The organism is Streptomyces sp. NPDC002676 (genome assembly GCF_053592455.1).
In genome coordinates this window covers 517,175-533,773 of record NZ_JBSFVT010000002.1, presented here as the reverse complement: position 1 = coordinate 533,773, position 16,599 = coordinate 517,175, and the positions used below count along the sequence as shown (strand labels likewise).

The 16,599-nt window shown below is 72.7% G+C and carries 17 protein-coding genes and 1 riboswitch; of the genes, 10 read left to right on the top strand and 7 right to left on the bottom strand.

Going from position 1 to position 16,599, the window contains the following annotated elements:
• Window positions 1-66 precede the first annotated feature (66 nt).
• Entirely contained in the window at window positions 67-915 is an 849-nt protein-coding gene (locus ACWD3E_RS09510) for a bifunctional 5,10-methylenetetrahydrofolate dehydrogenase/5,10-methenyltetrahydrofolate cyclohydrolase (RefSeq protein WP_451386959.1), read from the bottom strand.
• Between the two features lie 25 nt (window positions 916-940).
• A riboswitch (ZMP/ZTP riboswitch) is annotated at window positions 941-1,021 on the bottom strand.
• A gap of 27 nt (window positions 1,022-1,048) precedes the next feature.
• The gene (locus ACWD3E_RS09505) at window positions 1,049-1,912 is read right to left on the bottom strand and encodes a hypothetical protein (protein ID WP_451386958.1); all 864 of its coding nucleotides are present in this window, start codon (window positions 1,910-1,912) and stop codon (window positions 1,049-1,051) included.
• A 59-nt stretch (window positions 1,913-1,971) separates the two neighbouring features.
• Between ACWD3E_RS09505 and ACWD3E_RS09500 the strand changes: the two genes are divergently transcribed.
• The gene (locus tag ACWD3E_RS09500) at window positions 1,972-2,520 is read left to right on the top strand and encodes a MarR family winged helix-turn-helix transcriptional regulator (protein WP_451386957.1); all 549 of its coding nucleotides are present in this window, start codon (window positions 1,972-1,974) and stop codon (window positions 2,518-2,520) included.
• A gap of 24 nt (window positions 2,521-2,544) precedes the next feature.
• Here ACWD3E_RS09500 and ACWD3E_RS09495 read toward each other — a convergent pair whose 3' ends face one another.
• Window positions 2,545-2,910: a nuclear transport factor 2 family protein gene (locus tag ACWD3E_RS09495; protein ID WP_451386956.1), complete on the bottom strand. Its 366-nt coding sequence runs from the start codon at window positions 2,908-2,910 to the stop codon at window positions 2,545-2,547.
• A 172-nt stretch (window positions 2,911-3,082) separates the two neighbouring features.
• On the opposite strand from ACWD3E_RS09495, the gene ACWD3E_RS09490 reads away from it, so the two are divergent.
• The 5 genes from ACWD3E_RS09490 to ACWD3E_RS09470 all read left to right on the top strand — a co-directional run bounded on the left by ACWD3E_RS09490 (window position 3,083) and on the right by ACWD3E_RS09470 (window position 6,662).
• A complete protein-coding gene (locus ACWD3E_RS09490; protein ID WP_451386955.1) occupies window positions 3,083-3,385 on the top strand; it encodes a hypothetical protein in 303 nt (100 codons plus the stop codon).
• A gap of 149 nt (window positions 3,386-3,534) precedes the next feature.
• Window positions 3,535-4,620, top strand: a complete 1,086-nt coding sequence (locus ACWD3E_RS09485) for an S-(hydroxymethyl)mycothiol dehydrogenase (protein ID WP_451386954.1) — start codon at window positions 3,535-3,537, stop codon at window positions 4,618-4,620.
• The gene (locus ACWD3E_RS09480; protein WP_451386953.1) at window positions 4,620-5,249 is read left to right on the top strand and encodes an MBL fold metallo-hydrolase; all 630 of its coding nucleotides are present in this window, start codon (window positions 4,620-4,622) and stop codon (window positions 5,247-5,249) included. The genes ACWD3E_RS09485 and ACWD3E_RS09480 overlap by 1 nt, the downstream gene beginning before the upstream one ends.
• A gap of 55 nt (window positions 5,250-5,304) precedes the next feature.
• A complete protein-coding gene (locus ACWD3E_RS09475) occupies window positions 5,305-5,673 on the top strand; it encodes a DUF4180 domain-containing protein (protein WP_451386952.1) in 369 nt (122 codons plus the stop codon).
• Window positions 5,674-5,747: 74 nt separating this feature from the next.
• Window positions 5,748-6,662, top strand: a complete 915-nt coding sequence (locus tag ACWD3E_RS09470; protein ID WP_451386951.1) for an SDR family oxidoreductase — start codon at window positions 5,748-5,750, stop codon at window positions 6,660-6,662.
• A gap of 31 nt (window positions 6,663-6,693) precedes the next feature.
• Here ACWD3E_RS09470 and ACWD3E_RS09465 read toward each other — a convergent pair whose 3' ends face one another.
• Entirely contained in the window at window positions 6,694-8,082 is a 1,389-nt protein-coding gene (locus ACWD3E_RS09465; RefSeq protein WP_451386950.1) for a pyridoxal phosphate-dependent decarboxylase family protein, read from the bottom strand.
• Between the two features lie 76 nt (window positions 8,083-8,158).
• On the opposite strand from ACWD3E_RS09465, the gene ACWD3E_RS09460 reads away from it, so the two are divergent.
• The 3 genes from ACWD3E_RS09460 (at window position 8,159) to ACWD3E_RS09450 (ending at window position 10,696) form a co-directional block, all read left to right on the top strand.
• Entirely contained in the window at window positions 8,159-9,622 is a 1,464-nt protein-coding gene (locus ACWD3E_RS09460) for an aminotransferase-like domain-containing protein (protein ID WP_451386949.1), read from the top strand.
• A 77-nt stretch (window positions 9,623-9,699) separates the two neighbouring features.
• Window positions 9,700-10,395: a L,D-transpeptidase gene (locus ACWD3E_RS09455; RefSeq protein ID WP_451386948.1), complete on the top strand. Its 696-nt coding sequence runs from the start codon at window positions 9,700-9,702 to the stop codon at window positions 10,393-10,395.
• Window positions 10,396-10,510: 115 nt separating this feature from the next.
• Complete coding sequence (locus ACWD3E_RS09450) at window positions 10,511-10,696, top strand: hypothetical protein (RefSeq protein ID WP_451354227.1); 186 nt, start codon at window positions 10,511-10,513, stop codon at window positions 10,694-10,696.
• A gap of 67 nt (window positions 10,697-10,763) precedes the next feature.
• Here the strand turns inward: ACWD3E_RS09450 and ACWD3E_RS09445 are convergent, their stop codons facing one another.
• Window positions 10,764-12,113 carry a S1 family peptidase gene (locus ACWD3E_RS09445; protein WP_451386947.1) on the bottom strand — a complete coding sequence of 450 codons (1,350 nt, stop codon included), beginning with the start codon at window positions 12,111-12,113 and terminating at the stop codon, window positions 10,764-10,766.
• 146 nt (window positions 12,114-12,259) lie between these two features.
• The gene (locus ACWD3E_RS09440) at window positions 12,260-13,090 is read right to left on the bottom strand and encodes an SAM-dependent methyltransferase (protein ID WP_451386946.1); all 831 of its coding nucleotides are present in this window, start codon (window positions 13,088-13,090) and stop codon (window positions 12,260-12,262) included.
• A gap of 131 nt (window positions 13,091-13,221) precedes the next feature.
• On the opposite strand from ACWD3E_RS09440, the gene ACWD3E_RS09435 reads away from it, so the two are divergent.
• Window positions 13,222-13,608 (top strand): PPOX class F420-dependent oxidoreductase, encoded by a 387-nt coding sequence (locus tag ACWD3E_RS09435; RefSeq protein WP_451386945.1) that lies wholly within the window; start codon window positions 13,222-13,224, stop codon window positions 13,606-13,608.
• A 46-nt stretch (window positions 13,609-13,654) separates the two neighbouring features.
• Here ACWD3E_RS09435 and ACWD3E_RS09430 read toward each other — a convergent pair whose 3' ends face one another.
• Window positions 13,655-16,453: a hypothetical protein gene (locus tag ACWD3E_RS09430; protein WP_451386944.1), complete on the bottom strand. Its 2,799-nt coding sequence runs from the start codon at window positions 16,451-16,453 to the stop codon at window positions 13,655-13,657.
• Window positions 16,454-16,599 lie beyond the last annotated feature (146 nt).

Sequence of the window (16,599 nt, the reverse complement as noted above, 5' to 3'; positions counted from 1 at the left end):
CAGAGTGTCTATGTCAAGTCTCGATGTCGCACTCAAGCGGAGCATCCCGGCAGAACGGGGCGCTGATCAGGCTCCGAGCTGCCGGCCGGCGGCCTCGACGGTCTGCTCCAGCAGCGTGGCGATCGTCATCGGACCGACCCCGCCCGGCACCGGCGTGATCAGCGAGGCCCGCTCCGCGGCCGAGTCGAAGTCGACGTCGCCGACGTTGCCCGGGTTGTAGCCGGCGTCGATCACGACCGCGCCCGGCTTGATGTCCTGCCCGCGGATCAGCTTCGGCCGGCCGACGGCGGCGACGACGATGTCGGCCTCGCGGACCGCAGCCGACAGGTCCCGGGTGCGCGAGTGGCAGTACGTCACGGTCGCGTCGCGGGCCAGGAGCAGCATGCCCACCGGCTTGCCGAGGATCGCGCTGCGGCCCACGACCACGGCCCGCTTCCCGGCCGGGTCGACGCCGTACGCGTCGAGCAGGCGCAGGATGCCGCCCGGCGTGCAGGACACGAAGCCCGGCAGGCCGAAGCTCATCGTCGCGAACGACGCGAAGGTGACTCCGTCGACGTCCTTCTCGGGCGCGATCGCCTCGAACGCGGCCCGCTCGTCGATGTGGTCGCCCATCGGGTGCTGGAGCAGAATGCCGTGCACGGCCGGGTCTGCGGACAACTCCCGCAGGGTGCCCATCAGTTCGGCGGTCGTCGTGCTCGCGGGCAGCGCCACGTGCCGGGACGCGATACCGGCCGTGCGGCAGCGGTTCTGCTTCATGCGGACGTAGGTGACGGACGCCGGGTCCTCGCCGACCAGCACCGTGGCCAGACAGGGCTGGGTGCCTGTCCGCTCGGTGAGGTCGGCGGCCCGCTTCGCGGTGTCCTCGACGATACGGCGGGCGAGGGCGGTTCCGTCCATGAGCCGGGCCTGGGTCATGCTGCACACTCCTGAGCTGGTTGAGACTCCTCGCCCAGGCGCGCGGCATCGACCACGGGCCGCTCCCCGGTGGTGCTCCACCTCAGCGCCAGTCACGGCCCGCACACAGCGTAACCGAAAGCCCGTACATCGGTCAGGCCGCGTCCTCGTCCCCCTCCGCGGGCGGCCCTGCCGTCGGGTCCGCCCCCGCCAGGAACGCCGACGTCTGCGCGGCCAGCCGGTCGGCGCCGATGGCCTCCGCCCAGCGGACGATCTCCGCCGCGAGCGCCCTGGCGCCCGCCTCGTCGCCGCTGTCGCGGGCCAGCACCGCCAGCAGGAGCTGCTGGGAGAGCGTGCCGGGTACGGTGCCCGCGCCGGCGCCCAGCGCGGTGGCCCGGCGCCAGCGTTCCCCGGCCCGCTCGTGCTCGCCGGTGTCGTGGTCGTGGTCGCCCAGGTGCCGCAGGGCCTCGCGGGCCAGCAGAGGGTCGGGGCCGTCCTCCCCGGCCCGCAGGGCTGCCGCGTACCAGCCGGCGGCACTCTCCTGGTCGGCGAAGTGGTTGTCCGTGATCAGCCCGAGGTGCATCGCCGCCCAGCCCCGGCGCACCTCGTCCGGGGCGGTGTCGTGCAGCTCCCGCGCCCGCTCGAGGAGCGCCGCGAGGGCCTGCGGGTCCTTGCCCCGGGGGCCGAAGCGCAGGGTGCCGTCGACCAGGAGCAGCCCGGCATAGGTGAGCCGGAGCCGGAGGACGTCCGTGTCCCAGTCGCCGTCCGGGAACGCCTTCTCCGCCTCGGCGATGCGCTCGGCCGCGGTGTCCGTCCCGGCGAACCAGTCCCGCTCCAGGGCGACTTCGGCGGCGGCCCGGGTGATCCGGGCGCGGGCCGCGGGCTGGTGGACCGTGGCCGCGCCGAGCAGGGCGGCGGCCCGCTCCCAGCGGCCCGCGATCCGCAACTCCCGTACGGCTGCAAGGAGTTCGTCGAGCTCCACGGTGGTGTCGAGGTGTGTCTTCGAGGAAATTGCCATGCGCGGAACGGTAGTTAGATGAAAAATCATCCACAAGAAAACTACTGTGGGAGGCAGCGGTGCAGGACTCGGTGGACCGGCATGTGGCCGTCTGGGCACGTGAACTGGACTGGCTGGACCCGGTGAAGGAGGCGATCATCGCCCGGCTGGCGATCCTGGCCCGGCACACCGCGACGGTCCGCCGGGCGGTGCTGGACGACGCGGGCCTGAAGTACTGGCAGTACAAGGTGCTGCTGATGCTCCGCAGGTCCGGGCCGCCCTACGAGTCCAGCCCCTCGCGCCTCGCCGACCACCTCGGGCTCAGCCGGGGCGCGCTGTCCGCACGGCTCGCGCCCATCGAGGAAGCGGGGCTGATCACCCGTACGCACGAGAGCGGCGACCGGCGGCGGGTGCGGGTACGGCTCACCGAGGCCGGGCACGCCGCGTTCGAGGCGCATGCGGCAGCCGAGGGCGAGGGCGAGGGCGCGTTGCTCGCAGCGCTGAGCGAAGAAGAACAGCGGACGCTTGCCGACCTGCTGCGGACGCTGGTGCTGGCCGTCGAGGGCGTCCCGGCCGCGCCCGCCCCAGCGCCGCCGGCGCCGAGAAGGTCCAGGTCGGCCGGGAGGTGACCTGGACCCTCGCGAACCTTGTGCCTACTCGTCCCATGCCTGGATGAGGATCTGTTCGGCGATCTTGCCGTTCCGCAACGTGACCATCGATTCGGCGAGGACGCGGTTTCCGTCCCCGTACTGGCAGGACTCGCTGAAGGCGGCCCGGTCGCCCTGAATGATGCACTGGTCCAGCTTGTGTGTCATGTCACGGCGGTAGATGTCGTCCAGCAGCTCGGCGATCTCGCTCCGGCCGTGCACGATCTTGGGGTGGCTGGGCTGGCTGTTGTGGTCGATGATGCGGATCTCCGCGTCGTCCGCGTAGAGCGCCAGAAGGGAGTTCCCGGTGGTCCCTTCTATGGCTCGGCGCAGTGTCTCGGTGGTGAAGGCAGAGCCTGTCGCGGTGCCCATGGTGACCTCCTTCAGGCGCCCGTGCCCGGGTGTGGAGCCGGCCGCACCGGCTCCACCTTCGAGATTCCTCCGCCCCGGCGGACACGGCAAGCGCAGGCGGCCCGCTCCGCCTCACGGGTGAGCGCGGCCCGCCGCCCGTGTCCGGCAGGGGCCCGCCACCGTTGCGCAGGACATGATCTCAACACGACGTATCGTCGCCGCAGTCGGTCTGGCCGTCGGCGTCACGGGCCTCGCGGCACCGCTCGCGAACGCGGCCGACGCGGGCGCCGCGGACACCGGGCAGATCAAGCCCATGGCCGTCCTCGACTCGGTCACCGACAGTGCCGTCCCCGAGCAGCACAAGGCCCAGATCCCGCGCGTCTCCGAGCAGATGCGCGGGCTGAACCAGCTCAGCGAGCTGAACAAGCTGAACGAACTGCACCAGGTGACCGACCTCGTCGCGCCCGTGACCAACCTGCTCCCCGCCGTCCAGTGATCCCGGCCCGGCTGCTTTCCGGGCCGGGCTGCTTCCTCAGCACGGCTGCTTCCGCGCCATGATGGACGAGCCGGGTCCCGAAGAGCCCCGATGACGATCGGTCGCGCGTAGGGTCGGTGGGGAAGACAGTCGAGGGAAGGGGCCAGGCTATGGCGCAGGAAGTACGCGGCGTAATCGCACCGGGTAAGGACGAGCCCGTACGGGTCGAGACGATCGTGGTCCCGGACCCGGGGCCCGGCGAAGCCGTCGTACGCGTCCAGGCCTGCGGGGTCTGCCACACCGACCTGCACTACAAACAGGGCGGAATCAGCGACGAGTTCCCCTTCCTGCTCGGCCACGAGGCCGCCGGCGTCGTGGAGTCGGTCGGTGCGGGTGTCACAGACGTGGCGCCCGGTGACTTCGTCGTCCTCAACTGGCGTGCGGTGTGCGGAAACTGCCGGGCCTGTCTGCGCGGCCGGTCCTCGTACTGCTTCAACACGCACAACGCGAAGCAGCGGATGACCCTCACCGACGGCACCGAGCTGTCCCCGGCGCTCGGTATCGGCGCGTTCGCCGAGAAGACCCTCGTCGCCGCCGGGCAGTGCACCAAGGTCGACCCGGCCGTCTCCCCGGCCGTCGCCGGTCTGCTCGGCTGCGGCGTGATGGCCGGCATCGGCGCCGCGATCAACACCGGCGGCGTCGGCCGCGGCGACTCCGTCGCCGTCATCGGCTGCGGCGGCGTCGGCGGAGCGGCCGTCGTCGGAGCGAACCTCGCCGGCGCCGCGAAGATCATCGCCGTGGACATCGACGACCGGAAACTGGAGCTGGCCCGCACCCTCGGCGCCACCCACACCGTCAACTCGAAGCACGCCGACCCCGTCGAGGCCGTCCGCGAACTGACCGGGGGCTTCGGCGCCGACGTCGTCATCGAGGCGGTCGGCCGCCCGGAGACGTACCGCCAGGCCTTCTACGCCCGCGACCTCGCCGGCACCGTCGTCCTCGTCGGCGTCCCCACCCCCGACATGAAGCTCGAACTGCCCCTGCTCGACGTGTTCGGCCGCGGTGGTGCCCTGAAGTCCTCCTGGTACGGCGACTGCCTGCCCACCCGAGACTTCCCCATGCTCATCGACCTGCACCTCCAAGGCCGCCTGCCGCTGGACAAGTTCGTCACCGAGACCATCCAACTGGACAAGGTGGAGAAGGCGTTCGAGCGGATGCACCAAGGCGACGTGCTGCGCTCGGCGGTGGTGCTGTGATGACCGCCCGCATCGAACGCCTCGTCACCTCGGGCCAGTTCACCCTCGACGGCGGCACCTGGGACGTGGAGAACAACGTCTGGCTCGTCGGCGACGACCACGAGGTGATCGTCATCGACGCCGCCCATGACGCCGAGGCCATCGCCCGCGCCGTCGGCGACCGCCGGATCACCGCCATCGTGTGCACCCACGCCCACAACGACCACATCGACGCGGCCCCCGCCCTCGCCGACCGCACCGGCGCCACCATCTGGCTGCACCCCGCCGACCTGCCGCTGTGGAAGCAGACCCACCCCGACCGCGAGCCCGACGCCCATCTCGTCGACGGGCAGGTCATCGAGGCGGCCGGCGCCGACCTCACCGTCCTGCACACCCCCGGCCACGCCCTCGGCGCCGTCTGCCTGTACGACCCCGCACTCGGCGTCGTCTTCACCGGCGACACCCTCTTCAAGGGCGGACCGGGCGCCACCGGACGCTCCTACTCCCACTTTCCGACGATCATCGACTCCATCCGCGACCGGCTCCTCACCCTCCCCCCGGAGACCAAGGTCCTCACCGGTCACGGGGACTCCACGACCATCGGCGCCGAAGCACCTCACCTGGAGGAATGGATCGCCCGGGGGCACTGACAGCCGCCGGATATTCGCGGGCGCCGGCGGCCGGGCCGCTCCTAGGATCGCGCCCATGACCACACAGACGATCGACACCCGCCACGGCGTCCGCGTCCTCGCCTGCGCCCCCGAGGGCCCGGCCCTCGACGGCGAGAGCGCGGCGCTCGACCTGATCGGCGACGCGTTCGGCCAGGAGGCGCACCTGGTCGCGGTGCCCGTGGAGCGTATCGCGGAGGACTTCTTCCGGCTGCGGTCCGGCGTCGCGGGCGCCGTCGTCCAGAAGTTCGCGAACTACCGGCTGCGACTCGCCGTCCTCGGTGACATCTCCGGCCATGTCGCGCAGAGCGACGCCCTGCGCGACTTCGTGTACGAGTGCAACCAGGGCGACCAGCTGTGGTTCCTCGCGGACCTCGCGGAGCTGGACGAGCGACTCGCCCGTTAATCCCGACAGAAGATGTCCGGCTTTCCCGGGACAGTGGACGGCGACAGCAGTCGTACCGCAACGGGAGGCCGGACATGTCGGAGTCGCTGCAGGGCAAGGTCGCACTGGTCGCCGGGGCGACCCGGGGCGCCGGACGGGGCATCGCCGTGGAACTCGGCGCGGCCGGCGCCACCGTCTACGTGACCGGCCGCAGCACCCGCGCCCGCCGCTCGGAGTACGACCGCCCCGAGACGATCGAGGACACCGCCGACCTCGTCACGGCGGCGGGCGGACGGGGCATCGCCGTCCCCACCGACCACCTCGACCCGTCCGCCGTACGGGACCTGGTGGACCGCATCGCTGACGAACAGGGCCGCCTGGACGTCCTCGTCAACGACATCTGGGGCGGCGAGAAGCTCTTCGCCTGGGACACCCCCGTCTGGGAGCACGACCTCGACAACGGGCTCAGGCTGCTGCGTCTCGCCGTCGAGACACACCTCGTCACCAGCCACGCCGCCCTGCCCCTGCTGCTGCGCCGGCCCGGCGGCCTGGTCGTCGAGGTCACCGACGGCACCGCCGACTACAACCGCGACGCCTACCGGGTGAACCTCTTCTACGACCTCGCCAAGGCGTCCGTGCTGCGCATGGCCTTCGCCCTCGGCCACGAACTGGGCCCGCGCGGCGCCACCGCCGTCGCCCTCACCCCCGGCTGGATGCGCTCGGAGATCATGCTCGACACCTTCGGCGTACGCGAGGACAACTGGCGCGACGCCCTCGACCGCATCCCGCACTTCGCCATCTCCGAGACCCCGCGCTTCACCGGTCGCGCCGTCGCAGCCCTGGCCGCCGACCCCGACGTGGCCCGGTTCAACGGACAGTCCCTCTCCAGCGGCGGCCTCGCCCGGGAGTACGGCTTCACCGACCTCGACGGCAGCCGCCCCGACGCCTGGCGGTACCTGGTGGAGGTGCAGGACGCGGGGAAACCGGCGGACGTGACCGGGTACCGGTGACCCGGCCGCCCCCTGCACCAACTCCGAGGGCTCAGACCGCGGTTGCCGCAAGCGCGTCCAGCACCCGGCGGGTATCGGCCTCCGTCGTACGCCAGTTGCTGAACGCCGCGCGCAGTGCGGGCACTCCGTCGTACACCGTCGGTGTCAGGTACGCCTCCCCGGACTCGGCGACCGCGCGTGCCAGGGCCTCGACGCGCTCCTGGGAGGGGTTCTCGGCAAGGGTGAAGCAAACGACGTTGAGGCGTACCGGTGCCAGCAGGTGCAGGCCCGGGAGGGCGTCGATGCCCTCGCCGAGGAGGCGGGCGAGGGCGACGTTGCGCTCCACGATCTCCCGGTGGCCGGCCCGGCCGTAGGCCACGAGTGAGAACCAGGCAGGCAGGGCGCGCAGACGGCGTGAGTTCTCCGGCGTGAGGTGCAGGAAGTCCGGTTCTCCGACGGGCAGTCCGAGGTACGGCGAGGCGTTGTGGAACACCGCCACCTGGAGGTCGCGGCGGCGGGTGAACTGGACGGCCGCGTCGTACGGCACGTTGAGCCACTTGTGCAGGTCCACGCAGACCGAGTCGGCCGCGTCCAGACCCTCGACCAGGTGGGCGTAGTCGGGGGAGAGCGCGGCGAAACCGCCGAACGCCGCGTCCACATGCAGCCAGAAGTCGTACCGCTCCTTCAGCGCGGCGATCGCCCGCAGGTCGTCGAAGTCCACGGTGTTCACGGTGCCCGCGTTCGCGACGACGATGGCCGGACGGCCGTCCAGCGAGGCCAGCGCCGCCTCCAGCGCGGCCACGTCGACGGCCTCCCGGTTGCCGGGCAGCAGCGGCACCTGCCGCAGCCGGTGCCGGCCGAGGCCGAGCACGGACATCGCCTTGGTCACGCTGGAATGCGGGCTGCCCGAGAGCACGTCGACCGGGCCGAGCGCCGCCGCGCCCTCGCGGGAGACGTCCACCCCGAGCCGCTCGCCGAGCCACTCGCGGGCGATCGCCAGCCCGACCGTGTTCGACACGGTCGCCCCCGTCACGAACGCCCCGCTGTGCGCCTCGCCCAGCCCGAACAGCTCCCGCAGCCAGGCCACCGTCTCCCGCTCCAGCTCCTGCGCCCACGAACCGCCCGCCCCGGACAGATTCTGGTCGAACGCGGAGGTCAGCCAGTCGCCGGCGACCGACGCGGGCGTCGCGCCACCGGTGACGAATCCCAGGTAGCGCGGTCCGGCGGAGCCGGAGAAGCCGGGCGCCCACCGCTCGGCGAACCGCGCGAGGGCACCCTCGCCGCCCGCGCCCTCGACCGGGAGCGAGGCGCGCTCGGGAGCCCGCCCGGGTGCGGCGACCGGCCGCTGGGCCAGCTCCGCCGCCTCACGGGCGGCGAAGTCGCGGGCGCACTGCAGGAGTTCGGGGAGCCGGGAGAGATCGTCGGCGAGTGTGGGGTGCATGCGCCGCAGCGTAGACCGGCGGCCGGGCGGAAGCCTGGTCCACTTCGCGGAAACTGGACCAGGGGAAACTGGTCCGATGGACTCAGGATTCGTCGCCGCGCTCGGCGCCTGGCGCAACCGGCCCGGCACCCTCGCCGGCTCCCTGGCCGCGGCGGTGCGCGAGGCGGTGGTCGACGGCGGGCTGCCGGCCGGCACCCGGCTGCCCTCGGAACGCGACCTCGCTCGCACCCTGCACCTCAGCCGCGGCACGGTCGTCACCGCACTCGCCCTGCTGCGCGACGACGGCTGGCTCGCCACCCGGCACGGCAGCGGCAGCGTCGTACGGCTGCCCGCCCGCCTCACCGAACGCACCACCCCCTGGTCACTGGACCGGGGCGGCGTTCCCGGTGCGGGCATCGACCTCACCCTCGCCGTCACCGCCGCCCCGCACGAGGCCTATCTCGCCGCCCTCGCCCGCGCCACCGAACGCAGCGCGCCGCTGCTCGTCGACTCCGGCGTCGCCACCGCCGGCCTGCCCCGCCTGCGCGAGCTGCTCGCCGACCGCTACACCCGCGCAGGCCTCGCCACCCGCCCCGAGCAGATCCTCGTCACCTCCGGCGCGCAGGCAGCGCTCACCCTGCTCCTGGAACACGTGCACACAGACCGCCGGGCACCGGTGATCGTGGAGAACCCCACCTACCCGGGCGCCCTCGCGCTCCTGCGCGCCCGCCGGGCCCGCCTGCTGCCCGTGCCGGTCTCGGGGCAGGGCGGCTGGGACATCGACCGGCTCACCGCCGCCGTACGCCGCCACGCGCCCCAACTCGCCTACCTCGTCCCCGACTTCCACAACCCCACCGGCGCCCACATGGACGCGCCGACCCGGCGCGCGGTCGCCGCCCTCGCCGAACGGGACGGCGTGACCGTCCTCGCCGACGAGACGATGCGCGACCTGGACCTGCGTACGCCGCCCGGAACCGAACCCCACCTCGCCGGCGCCCGGGTGATCCAGATCGGCTCGGCGAGCAAGACCCTGTGGAGCGGGCTCCGGGTCGGCTGGATCCGGGCGAGCGCGGATCTCGTACGTCACCTGCGGCGCAGCCCGCTCCAGGCCCAGCTCTCGCCGCCACCGCTGGAACAGCTCATCGCCGCCGAACTCCTCGGTGACCCGCTCGCCGGCCTCCTCGCCGACCGCCGGGCCCGGCTGCGCGCCCAGCGCGACCACCTCACCGCCCTGCTCGCCGGGACCGGTTGGACGTGCACCGTCCCGGACGGCGGCCTGACCGTGTGGCTGCGCCTGGGAGAGGACACCAGCGCGACCGCCCTCGCCGAACGCGCCGCGGCCCGCGGCCTCGCCGTGACCCCGGGCCCGCACTTCGCCGCCGACCGGGCCACCCTGACCCACCGCCTGCGCCTGCCGTTCACGGCGACCCCGGAGACGCTGACGCGGGTGGTGGAGGTGTTGCAGGAGTGCGGGGGAGTGAAGGAGGGCGCTGCAAGGAAGTTCACCGTTTCGTCACAGCGTGGCCGGAACCACAACCCTGGGACCATCCGGCAGGTCTAGTAGTCGAACACCGGGGGAATCGCGCACGGGAGTACCCGGGCAAGGACCCGGGACCAGGGGAGAAGGGGAAGCCCGATATGGGGGACATGAGCAAACGAGGCTTTGTCGCACTGGGTGTCACGGGACTGGTGGCACCGCTCACGCTGGCCTTCACGGCCGCACCGGCCCAGGCCTCGAGCTGCACCACGCAGGCCGGGCCGTACCAGAAGCAGGTGGAGAAGTTCCTCGGCCGGCCGGTCGACGGCAGGCAGTCCACCGGCGACTGCCTGGCCATCCAGGCCTTCCAGAACAAGCACGGCATCACGCCCGCCATCGGCTACGCCGGGCCCATCACCTGGGGCGTGATGGACCTCATGCTCAAGCAGCGGGCCGTGGGGAGCAACCCCAACAAGGACGGCAAGTGCCCGGTGAACAGGGGCCGTATCGCCTGCGTGAACCTCTCGCTCCAGCTCAGCTGGGTCCAGGACGGCTCACGGCTGGTGTACGGGCCCGTGCCGGTGCGCACCGGACGCGACGGCTTCGAGACCCGCACCGGCTCGTACAAGGTCTACTGGCGGGACATCGACCACGTCTCGAACCTGTACGACGTGCCGATGCCGTACAGCCAGTTCTTCGACGGCGGCCAGGCCTTCCACTCGGTCGACAAGAGCATGTGGAACCCGCCGGGCTCGCACGGCTGCGTGAACATGACCACGACCGCCGCCAAGAAGTACTGGTCGCTGCTGAGGACGGGCGACGACGTCTTCGTCTACGGCCGTAAGCCGGGCACCTGACCTGCCCAGCAGCGGAACTCCCGCCTCCGGTTGACACTTTGACGTGATGAGCAACACGGTCCGAAATGTCCGTATCGCGGGTACTTACTCACGGCGTCTTCACCTCCAGCGGCATATGCTTCACAGCATGTCCACCACTGTTGAAGCCGCCTCCGAGCGATCGGCCGCGGAGGTCAACGAGGAGATACGGGCCCTGTGGCTCCGGTCGGGCGGGACACTGACCAGCGCGCAGCGCGCCGAGTACCAGCGCCTCGTGATGGAGTGGGCCTCCGCGGCCCCGGAACCGCGCCGGGCGGCCTGAACACGCCCGGCGCGCACCGCGCCGCACGGTCCCGGCGTAGCACCGCCCCGCCGGGGCCGCCCCCGCGTCAGCCCCACGTCGCCGAGTAGTACCGCCGGTAGGCCCTGCGGTCCTGCTCGGTACGGATGTACCGGGTCGCGACCAGCGCGATCAGACTCCCCGCGATGACCAGCAGCCCGGGACCGAGGTTCCGGGCGTCCGTCAGCCTCGCCAGCAGCGCCGTGCCCTGCGCGGACCCCGTGACCGGCGCCGCGGAGCCCGGCGACGCCGCACTCGGCGCGACCGCCCCCTGCCCGGCCGGCGTCGACGCGATCAGCCTGACACCCAGCGCCGCCATCGCCTTGGTCACCGGCTGGAAGAACGTCGTCCCGCCCGTGGTGCAGTCACCGTTGCCGCCCGAGGTGACGCCCAGCGCGACGCCCGCGGAGAACAGCGGGCCGCCGCTGTCGCCCGGCTCGGCGCACACGTTCGTCTCGATGAGCCCGGTGACGCTGCCCTCGGGATAGTTCACGGTCGCGTCGAGCGCGGTCACCCGGCCGTCGTGCAGACCGCTGGTGCTGCCACTGCGGAACACCCGCTCCCCGACCACCGCATCGGCCGCCCCGGTGATCCGCACCCCCTTGCCGCCGCCGATCGTGACGACGTCCGCCCCGTCCCCGGCCCGACCGGAGTCGTACCGGACGAGTGAGAAGTCGCCGCTGCCCGGGAAGCTGCTGTTCACCGTCGTGCCCAGCTGCCGGTTGCCCTGGTTGTCGGCGAACCAGACCGAGCCCGCGGGCCCGCAGTGCCCCGCCGTGAGGATGAAGTCGCGCTGCCCGTCGGTCACGTTGAAGCCCGCCGAGCAGCGACCGCCCGTCGACAGGATCGGCTGCGCCCCGTTCAGCCGCGTCGTGAACGTACCCTTCGTGCGCTCCATGTGCACGAAACCGCCGATCCCCGCGGCGACTTGGCTCATCCGGGACCAGTCGGCCGCCGACACCGTGCTGTCGGCCCGCACCACGACCCGGTTGTCGCGGTAGTCCACCGCCCACGCGGTGCCCGCGACCCGGGGTGCCGAACGCAGTGTGGCGGTGGCCGACTTGAGCTGGTTCATGCTGTGCCCGACGACCTTCGCCGCCGCGCCCGCGCGCCGTACCTCCTGTGCGGCGCGCGCGTCGGTCACGGCCACCACCGGCCGCCCGTCGGCGCCGATCCAGCTGCCCGCCGTCCGCGCGGTGCCGAGCCGGGCCACCAGGGCGGCGCTCTTGTCTGCGGCGGTTGCCGCAGAGGTGAACGGCCTGGCGGAGGCGGGCGCCCGGGAAGGCTCGCTCGCCATGGCCGCCTGTGTGACCATCGCGCCTCCCAGGAGGAGTCCGCCGACCGCCGCCAGCCGTGTCACCCGCCGGACGACCCGTAGCCGTCGTCGTGCGTGCCTCATGCATGGCTCCCGAACCCCGAACGCGCGGTGCCTTCCGCAGGCACCGCGGGGTCCTCCGGTCGTCGAGGTACCCAGGGGTGAGTACGTGGCCGGGAACCATGCCGTTCACCGACGGCGGTCGGCCGCTCCGGTTTCTCCGGCCGGAGTCAGCTCTTGCGTGCCACCCCGCCGAACATGGCGACTTCCTCCGGCTCGGGCCCCTCGGCGTCCTCCGGCCGCCAGCGCGAGCAGGACACCACGCCGGGCTCCAGCAGCTCCAGGCCGTCGAAGAACCGGGCGACGTCCTCGGGGGTGCGCTGGGTCAGCTTCGGGGTGCCGTGCTCGTTCCAGAACCGCACCGCGTCGTCCACGTCGGGCATCGCCGGGCTGGTGATGGTGTGCGACAGCACCAGGTGGCTTCCGGACGGCAGCCGGTCCGTCAACTGCCGCACCAGACCGTACGGGTCCTCGTCCTCGCCGATGAAGATGACCACGCCGAGCAGTATCAGCGCCACCGGCTCGCTGAAGTCCAGTGTCTTCGCCGCGTGTTCGAGGATCGCGTCGACGTTGCGCAGGTCCTCGTCCAGGTAGTCGGTACGGCCCTCGGGCGTGCTGGTCAGCAGGGCTCGCGCGTGCGCGAGGACCAGCGGGTCGTTGTCGACGTACACGATCCGCGCGTCCGGCGCGATGCGCTGGGCGACCTCGTGCGTGTTGTCGGCGGTGGGCAGCCCGGTGCCGATGTCCAGGAACTGGCGGATGCCGACGTCCTGGACCAGGTGCTGCACGGCCCGGCCCAGGAACAGCCGGTCGGCGCGCGCGTACTCCCCGATGCCCGGGTGGAGCTGGCGGATCTGGTCGCCGGCCGCGCGGTCGACCTCGTAGTTGTCCTTGCCACCGAGCCAGTAGTTCCAGATCCGGGCCGTGTGCGGCTGACTGGTGTTGATGCGGGCGCGCAGTGACGCGGCCACGTCGTTGGTGGCTGCCGAGTTGTCGGTCACGGGTCAGCTCCTGGGTGCCTGATGAGAGTACAGCGTCAAGGCGCAATCTAGACGCCAGAGTTGATCTCCGCTGCCCGACCCGGGTTTTCCCCGGCCTGCTGCGCGGCGGACGGCCGCCTAGACTGCCGGGCATGAACGACACGCGCCTGGACCGGCTCGGCGCCGGAAAGTACCTGCTGGTCACCAGCTACCGGAAGGACGGCACCCCGGTCGCCACCCCGGTCTGGGTGGTGCGCGACGGTGAGACCCTCGGTGTCTGGACCGCCGCCGACAGCTGGAAGGTCAAGCGGATCCGGCGCCGCGCCGACATCCTCGCCGGCCCCTGCGACCTGCGCGGCAACCCCACCGGCGAGCAGTTTCCCGGCACCGCAGAGATCGTGGACGCGGCCACCACCGCCCGCTATCGGACCCTCATCGCGCGCAAGTACGGCATCGTCGGCCGGCTCACGCTGCTCGGCAGCCGGCTGCGCCGCGGCCTCGACGGCACCGTCGGCATCCGGGTGACCCTCACACCGTGAGAGCCACCCGGGGTGCACAGCCTGGTGCAGGCGCCGGCCTCGCGTCCTATGACGCGTTCAGCACCGTCCCGGACAGGGCCAGACCGCCCGGCAGCGGCTGACCGGTCTTCGGGTCCAGCTGCTCGAACCGCACCGATTCCGCCGGTTCGGCGACCCGGTCCCTGACCGTGGGCACGGCGATCTCGGCGCTCGTCCGGCCCGCCGGGATGTCCACCCACAGCGCGAGCCCGTCCACCTTGGACAGCGGGCGCTCGGGATCGGGCGACGCGCCGGCGGTGTCGCGCAGCCAGCGCGCCGGGACGTCCTTGGTGGACAGCGCCGGCCCGGTGACCGGAACGACGCCGAAGAACGCGTCCATGTCCACGTCGACGGCCTCGGACAGGGACAGCCGCCAGGTCAGCGGCTTCCCCTCGGTGACCCGGCCGGCGACGGGCGTGACGGTCATCACCGGGGCCGGGTCGTCGTCGTGGACGGTGATACCACCCCGGTACGAGCCGACCACCGCACCGTGCACCGCCTTGACGAGGACGTCGTACGACACGTCGCTGCCGTAGCGCGTGTTGCCCTTCACCTCGACGGGCACGTCGATGTCGTGGCCGCCCGGACGCACCGTCACCAGCCGGTCCTTCGCCTGCCCGGTGGCCGGATCCATGACGTACACCCGGACCTGCCCGCTGCCCTGCCCGGACACCCGGACCGGAACCCGGTAGGTGCGTACGCCCGAGTCGCCCTCGTCGACGGTCGTCCGGCCGAGGTCGACGCGGGGCAGCGCCGCCGCCCGCACCTCGGCCGTTCCGGGCCGCCAGCCCCACGCGTCCATGAGCCAGGCCCGCCCGGACGCCGAACGCGGCGTCAACTCAAGGGACTTGACGGACCCCAGCTTCAGCCCCGCCCGGCCGGCCGCCGTGAGCGGGACCCGTATCTCGCGCGCCCAGTACGAGGCGGTCCGCTCGCTGCCGGGCAGTCCGTCGGCACGCACCCGGCCCAGCTTCGCCGTTCTTCCGGCAGTGTCGGTGAGGGACACGTCCAGTTCGGTGCCCCGGGAGTTCGGCGGCACGAACAGCCGCAGCGCCAGCGCCTTCGCACCGGACAGCGACACCGGCTGCTTGCCGCTCACCCGCACCGGGCTTCCCGGGCGCGTCCAGCGCAGCGCGATGGCGTGCCGGCCGGCCTCCCGGCCGGTCTCCCACTGCGCGAAGTGCGGGGAGGCCCCCTGAGCGCCCCGCCCCAGGCAGGTCTGGGCCGGGTCGGAACCCACGGCGTCGCACAGCCGGCCGCCCGTCACCGACACCCCGCCGTCCGGCAGGAACCCGGCACCCCGGCGCCCGCCCACCGCATGGCTGAGGACCCGCGCCGGATCCGCCGACGGCGCCCGCCTGCCCGAACCGTCCAGCAGCGGTCGCACCCGGTCGTCCCCGGTCAGGAACAGCCGCGCGGCGGCGGCGATGTACGTCGAACCGGCCCGGTGCTGCTGGTCGGCGGTCAGCCGGGTCGCCGTGCCCTTGGCGCACACCGGGTCGTGGCCGTGCGGGTCGTCCGAGAAGTCGTCCTCGGAGGGGGCCGCCGACTGCCCGGGTGTCCACTCGGAGTTGAAGAAGTTGTGGTTGGCGCCGATCACGTACACGGCGCTGTGCAGCGCGCTTCCGGCGCTGACCGCGCGCGTTCCGTCGACGTACACCTCGCCCTCGAGGTCGGAGACGTCACCGTCGCAGCCCGGCAGGATCGTGACCGACGGCACGTCCGGAACCGGGTTCTGCCCGAAGACGGTGGGTCCGATCAGGACCGTGCCGCGGATGGTCCAGCGCACCGGGCCGTGGTAGCCGTCCTGGTCGGCCGGCGGCGGGTAAAGACTGTCCATTGCGGCCCGGTTGACGCCCTCGCCGCCGCGCGAGTGCCCCACCAGCAGCACCCGGGACAGATCGGCGCGCGGTGCCTCGCGCACGATCGCCGGCGCGGTCTCGGGATGGTCGCCCCAGCGGGCCCAGTGGGCCAGGTGCAGCCGCACCAGCGACGAACGTGCCTGCGCGCCGCCGTCCTCGGCGGCCCAGTCCTGCCCGTTGATGCCGTTGGCCGCGATCGACACGGTCATGTAGCCCTGTGAGGCAAGGAGTTGCTGGTCGCGAAGATAGCCGCGGTGGCTCGGCACCGGATTCGTCCCGGCCGGGCAGGGCCAGTTCCCGCCGATGTCACCGTGCGGCTTGTAGCACGTGTAGTGGCGGCCGTGCAGGAACAGCGCGAGCGGCCGGCGGCCGGGGGCGCCGACGGGGGCGACGACCACCGCGCGCATCTCCACGGGCGCGGAAAACCCGGGCAGGCGGACCGACTTGAGCCGGTACTCGCCGGTCCTGGTGCGATAGGAGCCTGGCTTGCCCGGGTCGACGTCGCCCGCGGGCAGGGGCGCGGGCGGTTGGGCCGGAGCCGTACGCCCGGCCTGCTGCCGCTCGTCCAACCGCCGCCCGCCGGACCAGACTTCCAGCCCGCTCAGCTCACCAGCCTGCCCCGCACCGAGCCCGAGCCGGAACGTGCGCCCGTCCGCACCCGGCCGGGGCACTCCCAACAGCCGCCCGTGCGCGCGGAATTCGACACGCGCGTCACCCATCGGCACCGGACGGCCGGACCGCCACACCAGCTGCGGTGCCGAGTGCCCGCCGGCGATCCGCCAGCCCTGCGGCAGCGTCCCGTCGGCGTGGCCTCCGGCTGGGACGTCGGCGTCGGCGTTGGCCGAGGCCGCCAATACTCCTGTCTTTGCTGGTGGTTGAGCCTGCGCTACTGCCGCCCCTGGGGATGCTCCCGCCACCGCGAGCAGTGCGGCGGCGGTGATCCACATGCGCCGGGCACGGACCACTGTTCCTCCTCGAACCCCGACCTCGGGCGCCCCGGCCGTCCCGGGGCACCCCTCGCCCCCGGAGGACGGAACGAGGAGTCTGTGGGTTGCCCGTGAAGAGCAGGTGGTGGATCACACGGCGTGGGCCAACGCCTCAGGTCAGGTCC

Bases quoted from the DNA above. Each gene is read 5' to 3' on its own strand.
- ACWD3E_RS09480 (WP_451386953.1), top strand. From the start codon at position 4,620: ATGACCGCCCGCATCGAACGCCTCGTCACCTCGGGCCAGTTCACCCTC.
- ACWD3E_RS09495 (WP_451386956.1), bottom strand. From the start codon at position 2,910: ATGGGCACCGCGACAGGCTCTGCCTTCACCACCGAGACACTGCGCCGA.
- ACWD3E_RS09505 (WP_451386958.1), bottom strand. From the start codon at position 1,912: ATGGCAATTTCCTCGAAGACACACCTCGACACCACCGTGGAGCTCGAC.
- ACWD3E_RS09475 (WP_451386952.1), top strand. From the start codon at position 5,305: ATGACCACACAGACGATCGACACCCGCCACGGCGTCCGCGTCCTCGCC.
- ACWD3E_RS09490 (WP_451386955.1), top strand. From the start codon at position 3,083: ATGATCTCAACACGACGTATCGTCGCCGCAGTCGGTCTGGCCGTCGGC.
- ACWD3E_RS09460 (WP_451386949.1), top strand. From the start codon at position 8,159: ATGGACTCAGGATTCGTCGCCGCGCTCGGCGCCTGGCGCAACCGGCCC.
- ACWD3E_RS09450 (WP_451354227.1), top strand. From the start codon at position 10,511: ATGCTTCACAGCATGTCCACCACTGTTGAAGCCGCCTCCGAGCGATCG.
- ACWD3E_RS09455 (WP_451386948.1), top strand. From the start codon at position 9,700: ATGGGGGACATGAGCAAACGAGGCTTTGTCGCACTGGGTGTCACGGGA.
- ACWD3E_RS09435 (WP_451386945.1), top strand. From the start codon at position 13,222: ATGAACGACACGCGCCTGGACCGGCTCGGCGCCGGAAAGTACCTGCTG.
- ACWD3E_RS09465 (WP_451386950.1), bottom strand. From the start codon at position 8,082: ATGCACCCCACACTCGCCGACGATCTCTCCCGGCTCCCCGAACTCCTG.
- ACWD3E_RS09510 (WP_451386959.1), bottom strand. From the start codon at position 915: ATGACCCAGGCCCGGCTCATGGACGGAACCGCCCTCGCCCGCCGTATC.
- ACWD3E_RS09445 (WP_451386947.1), bottom strand. From the start codon at position 12,113: ATGAGGCACGCACGACGACGGCTACGGGTCGTCCGGCGGGTGACACGG.
- ACWD3E_RS09485 (WP_451386954.1), top strand. From the start codon at position 3,535: ATGGCGCAGGAAGTACGCGGCGTAATCGCACCGGGTAAGGACGAGCCC.
- ACWD3E_RS09470 (WP_451386951.1), top strand. From the start codon at position 5,748: ATGTCGGAGTCGCTGCAGGGCAAGGTCGCACTGGTCGCCGGGGCGACC.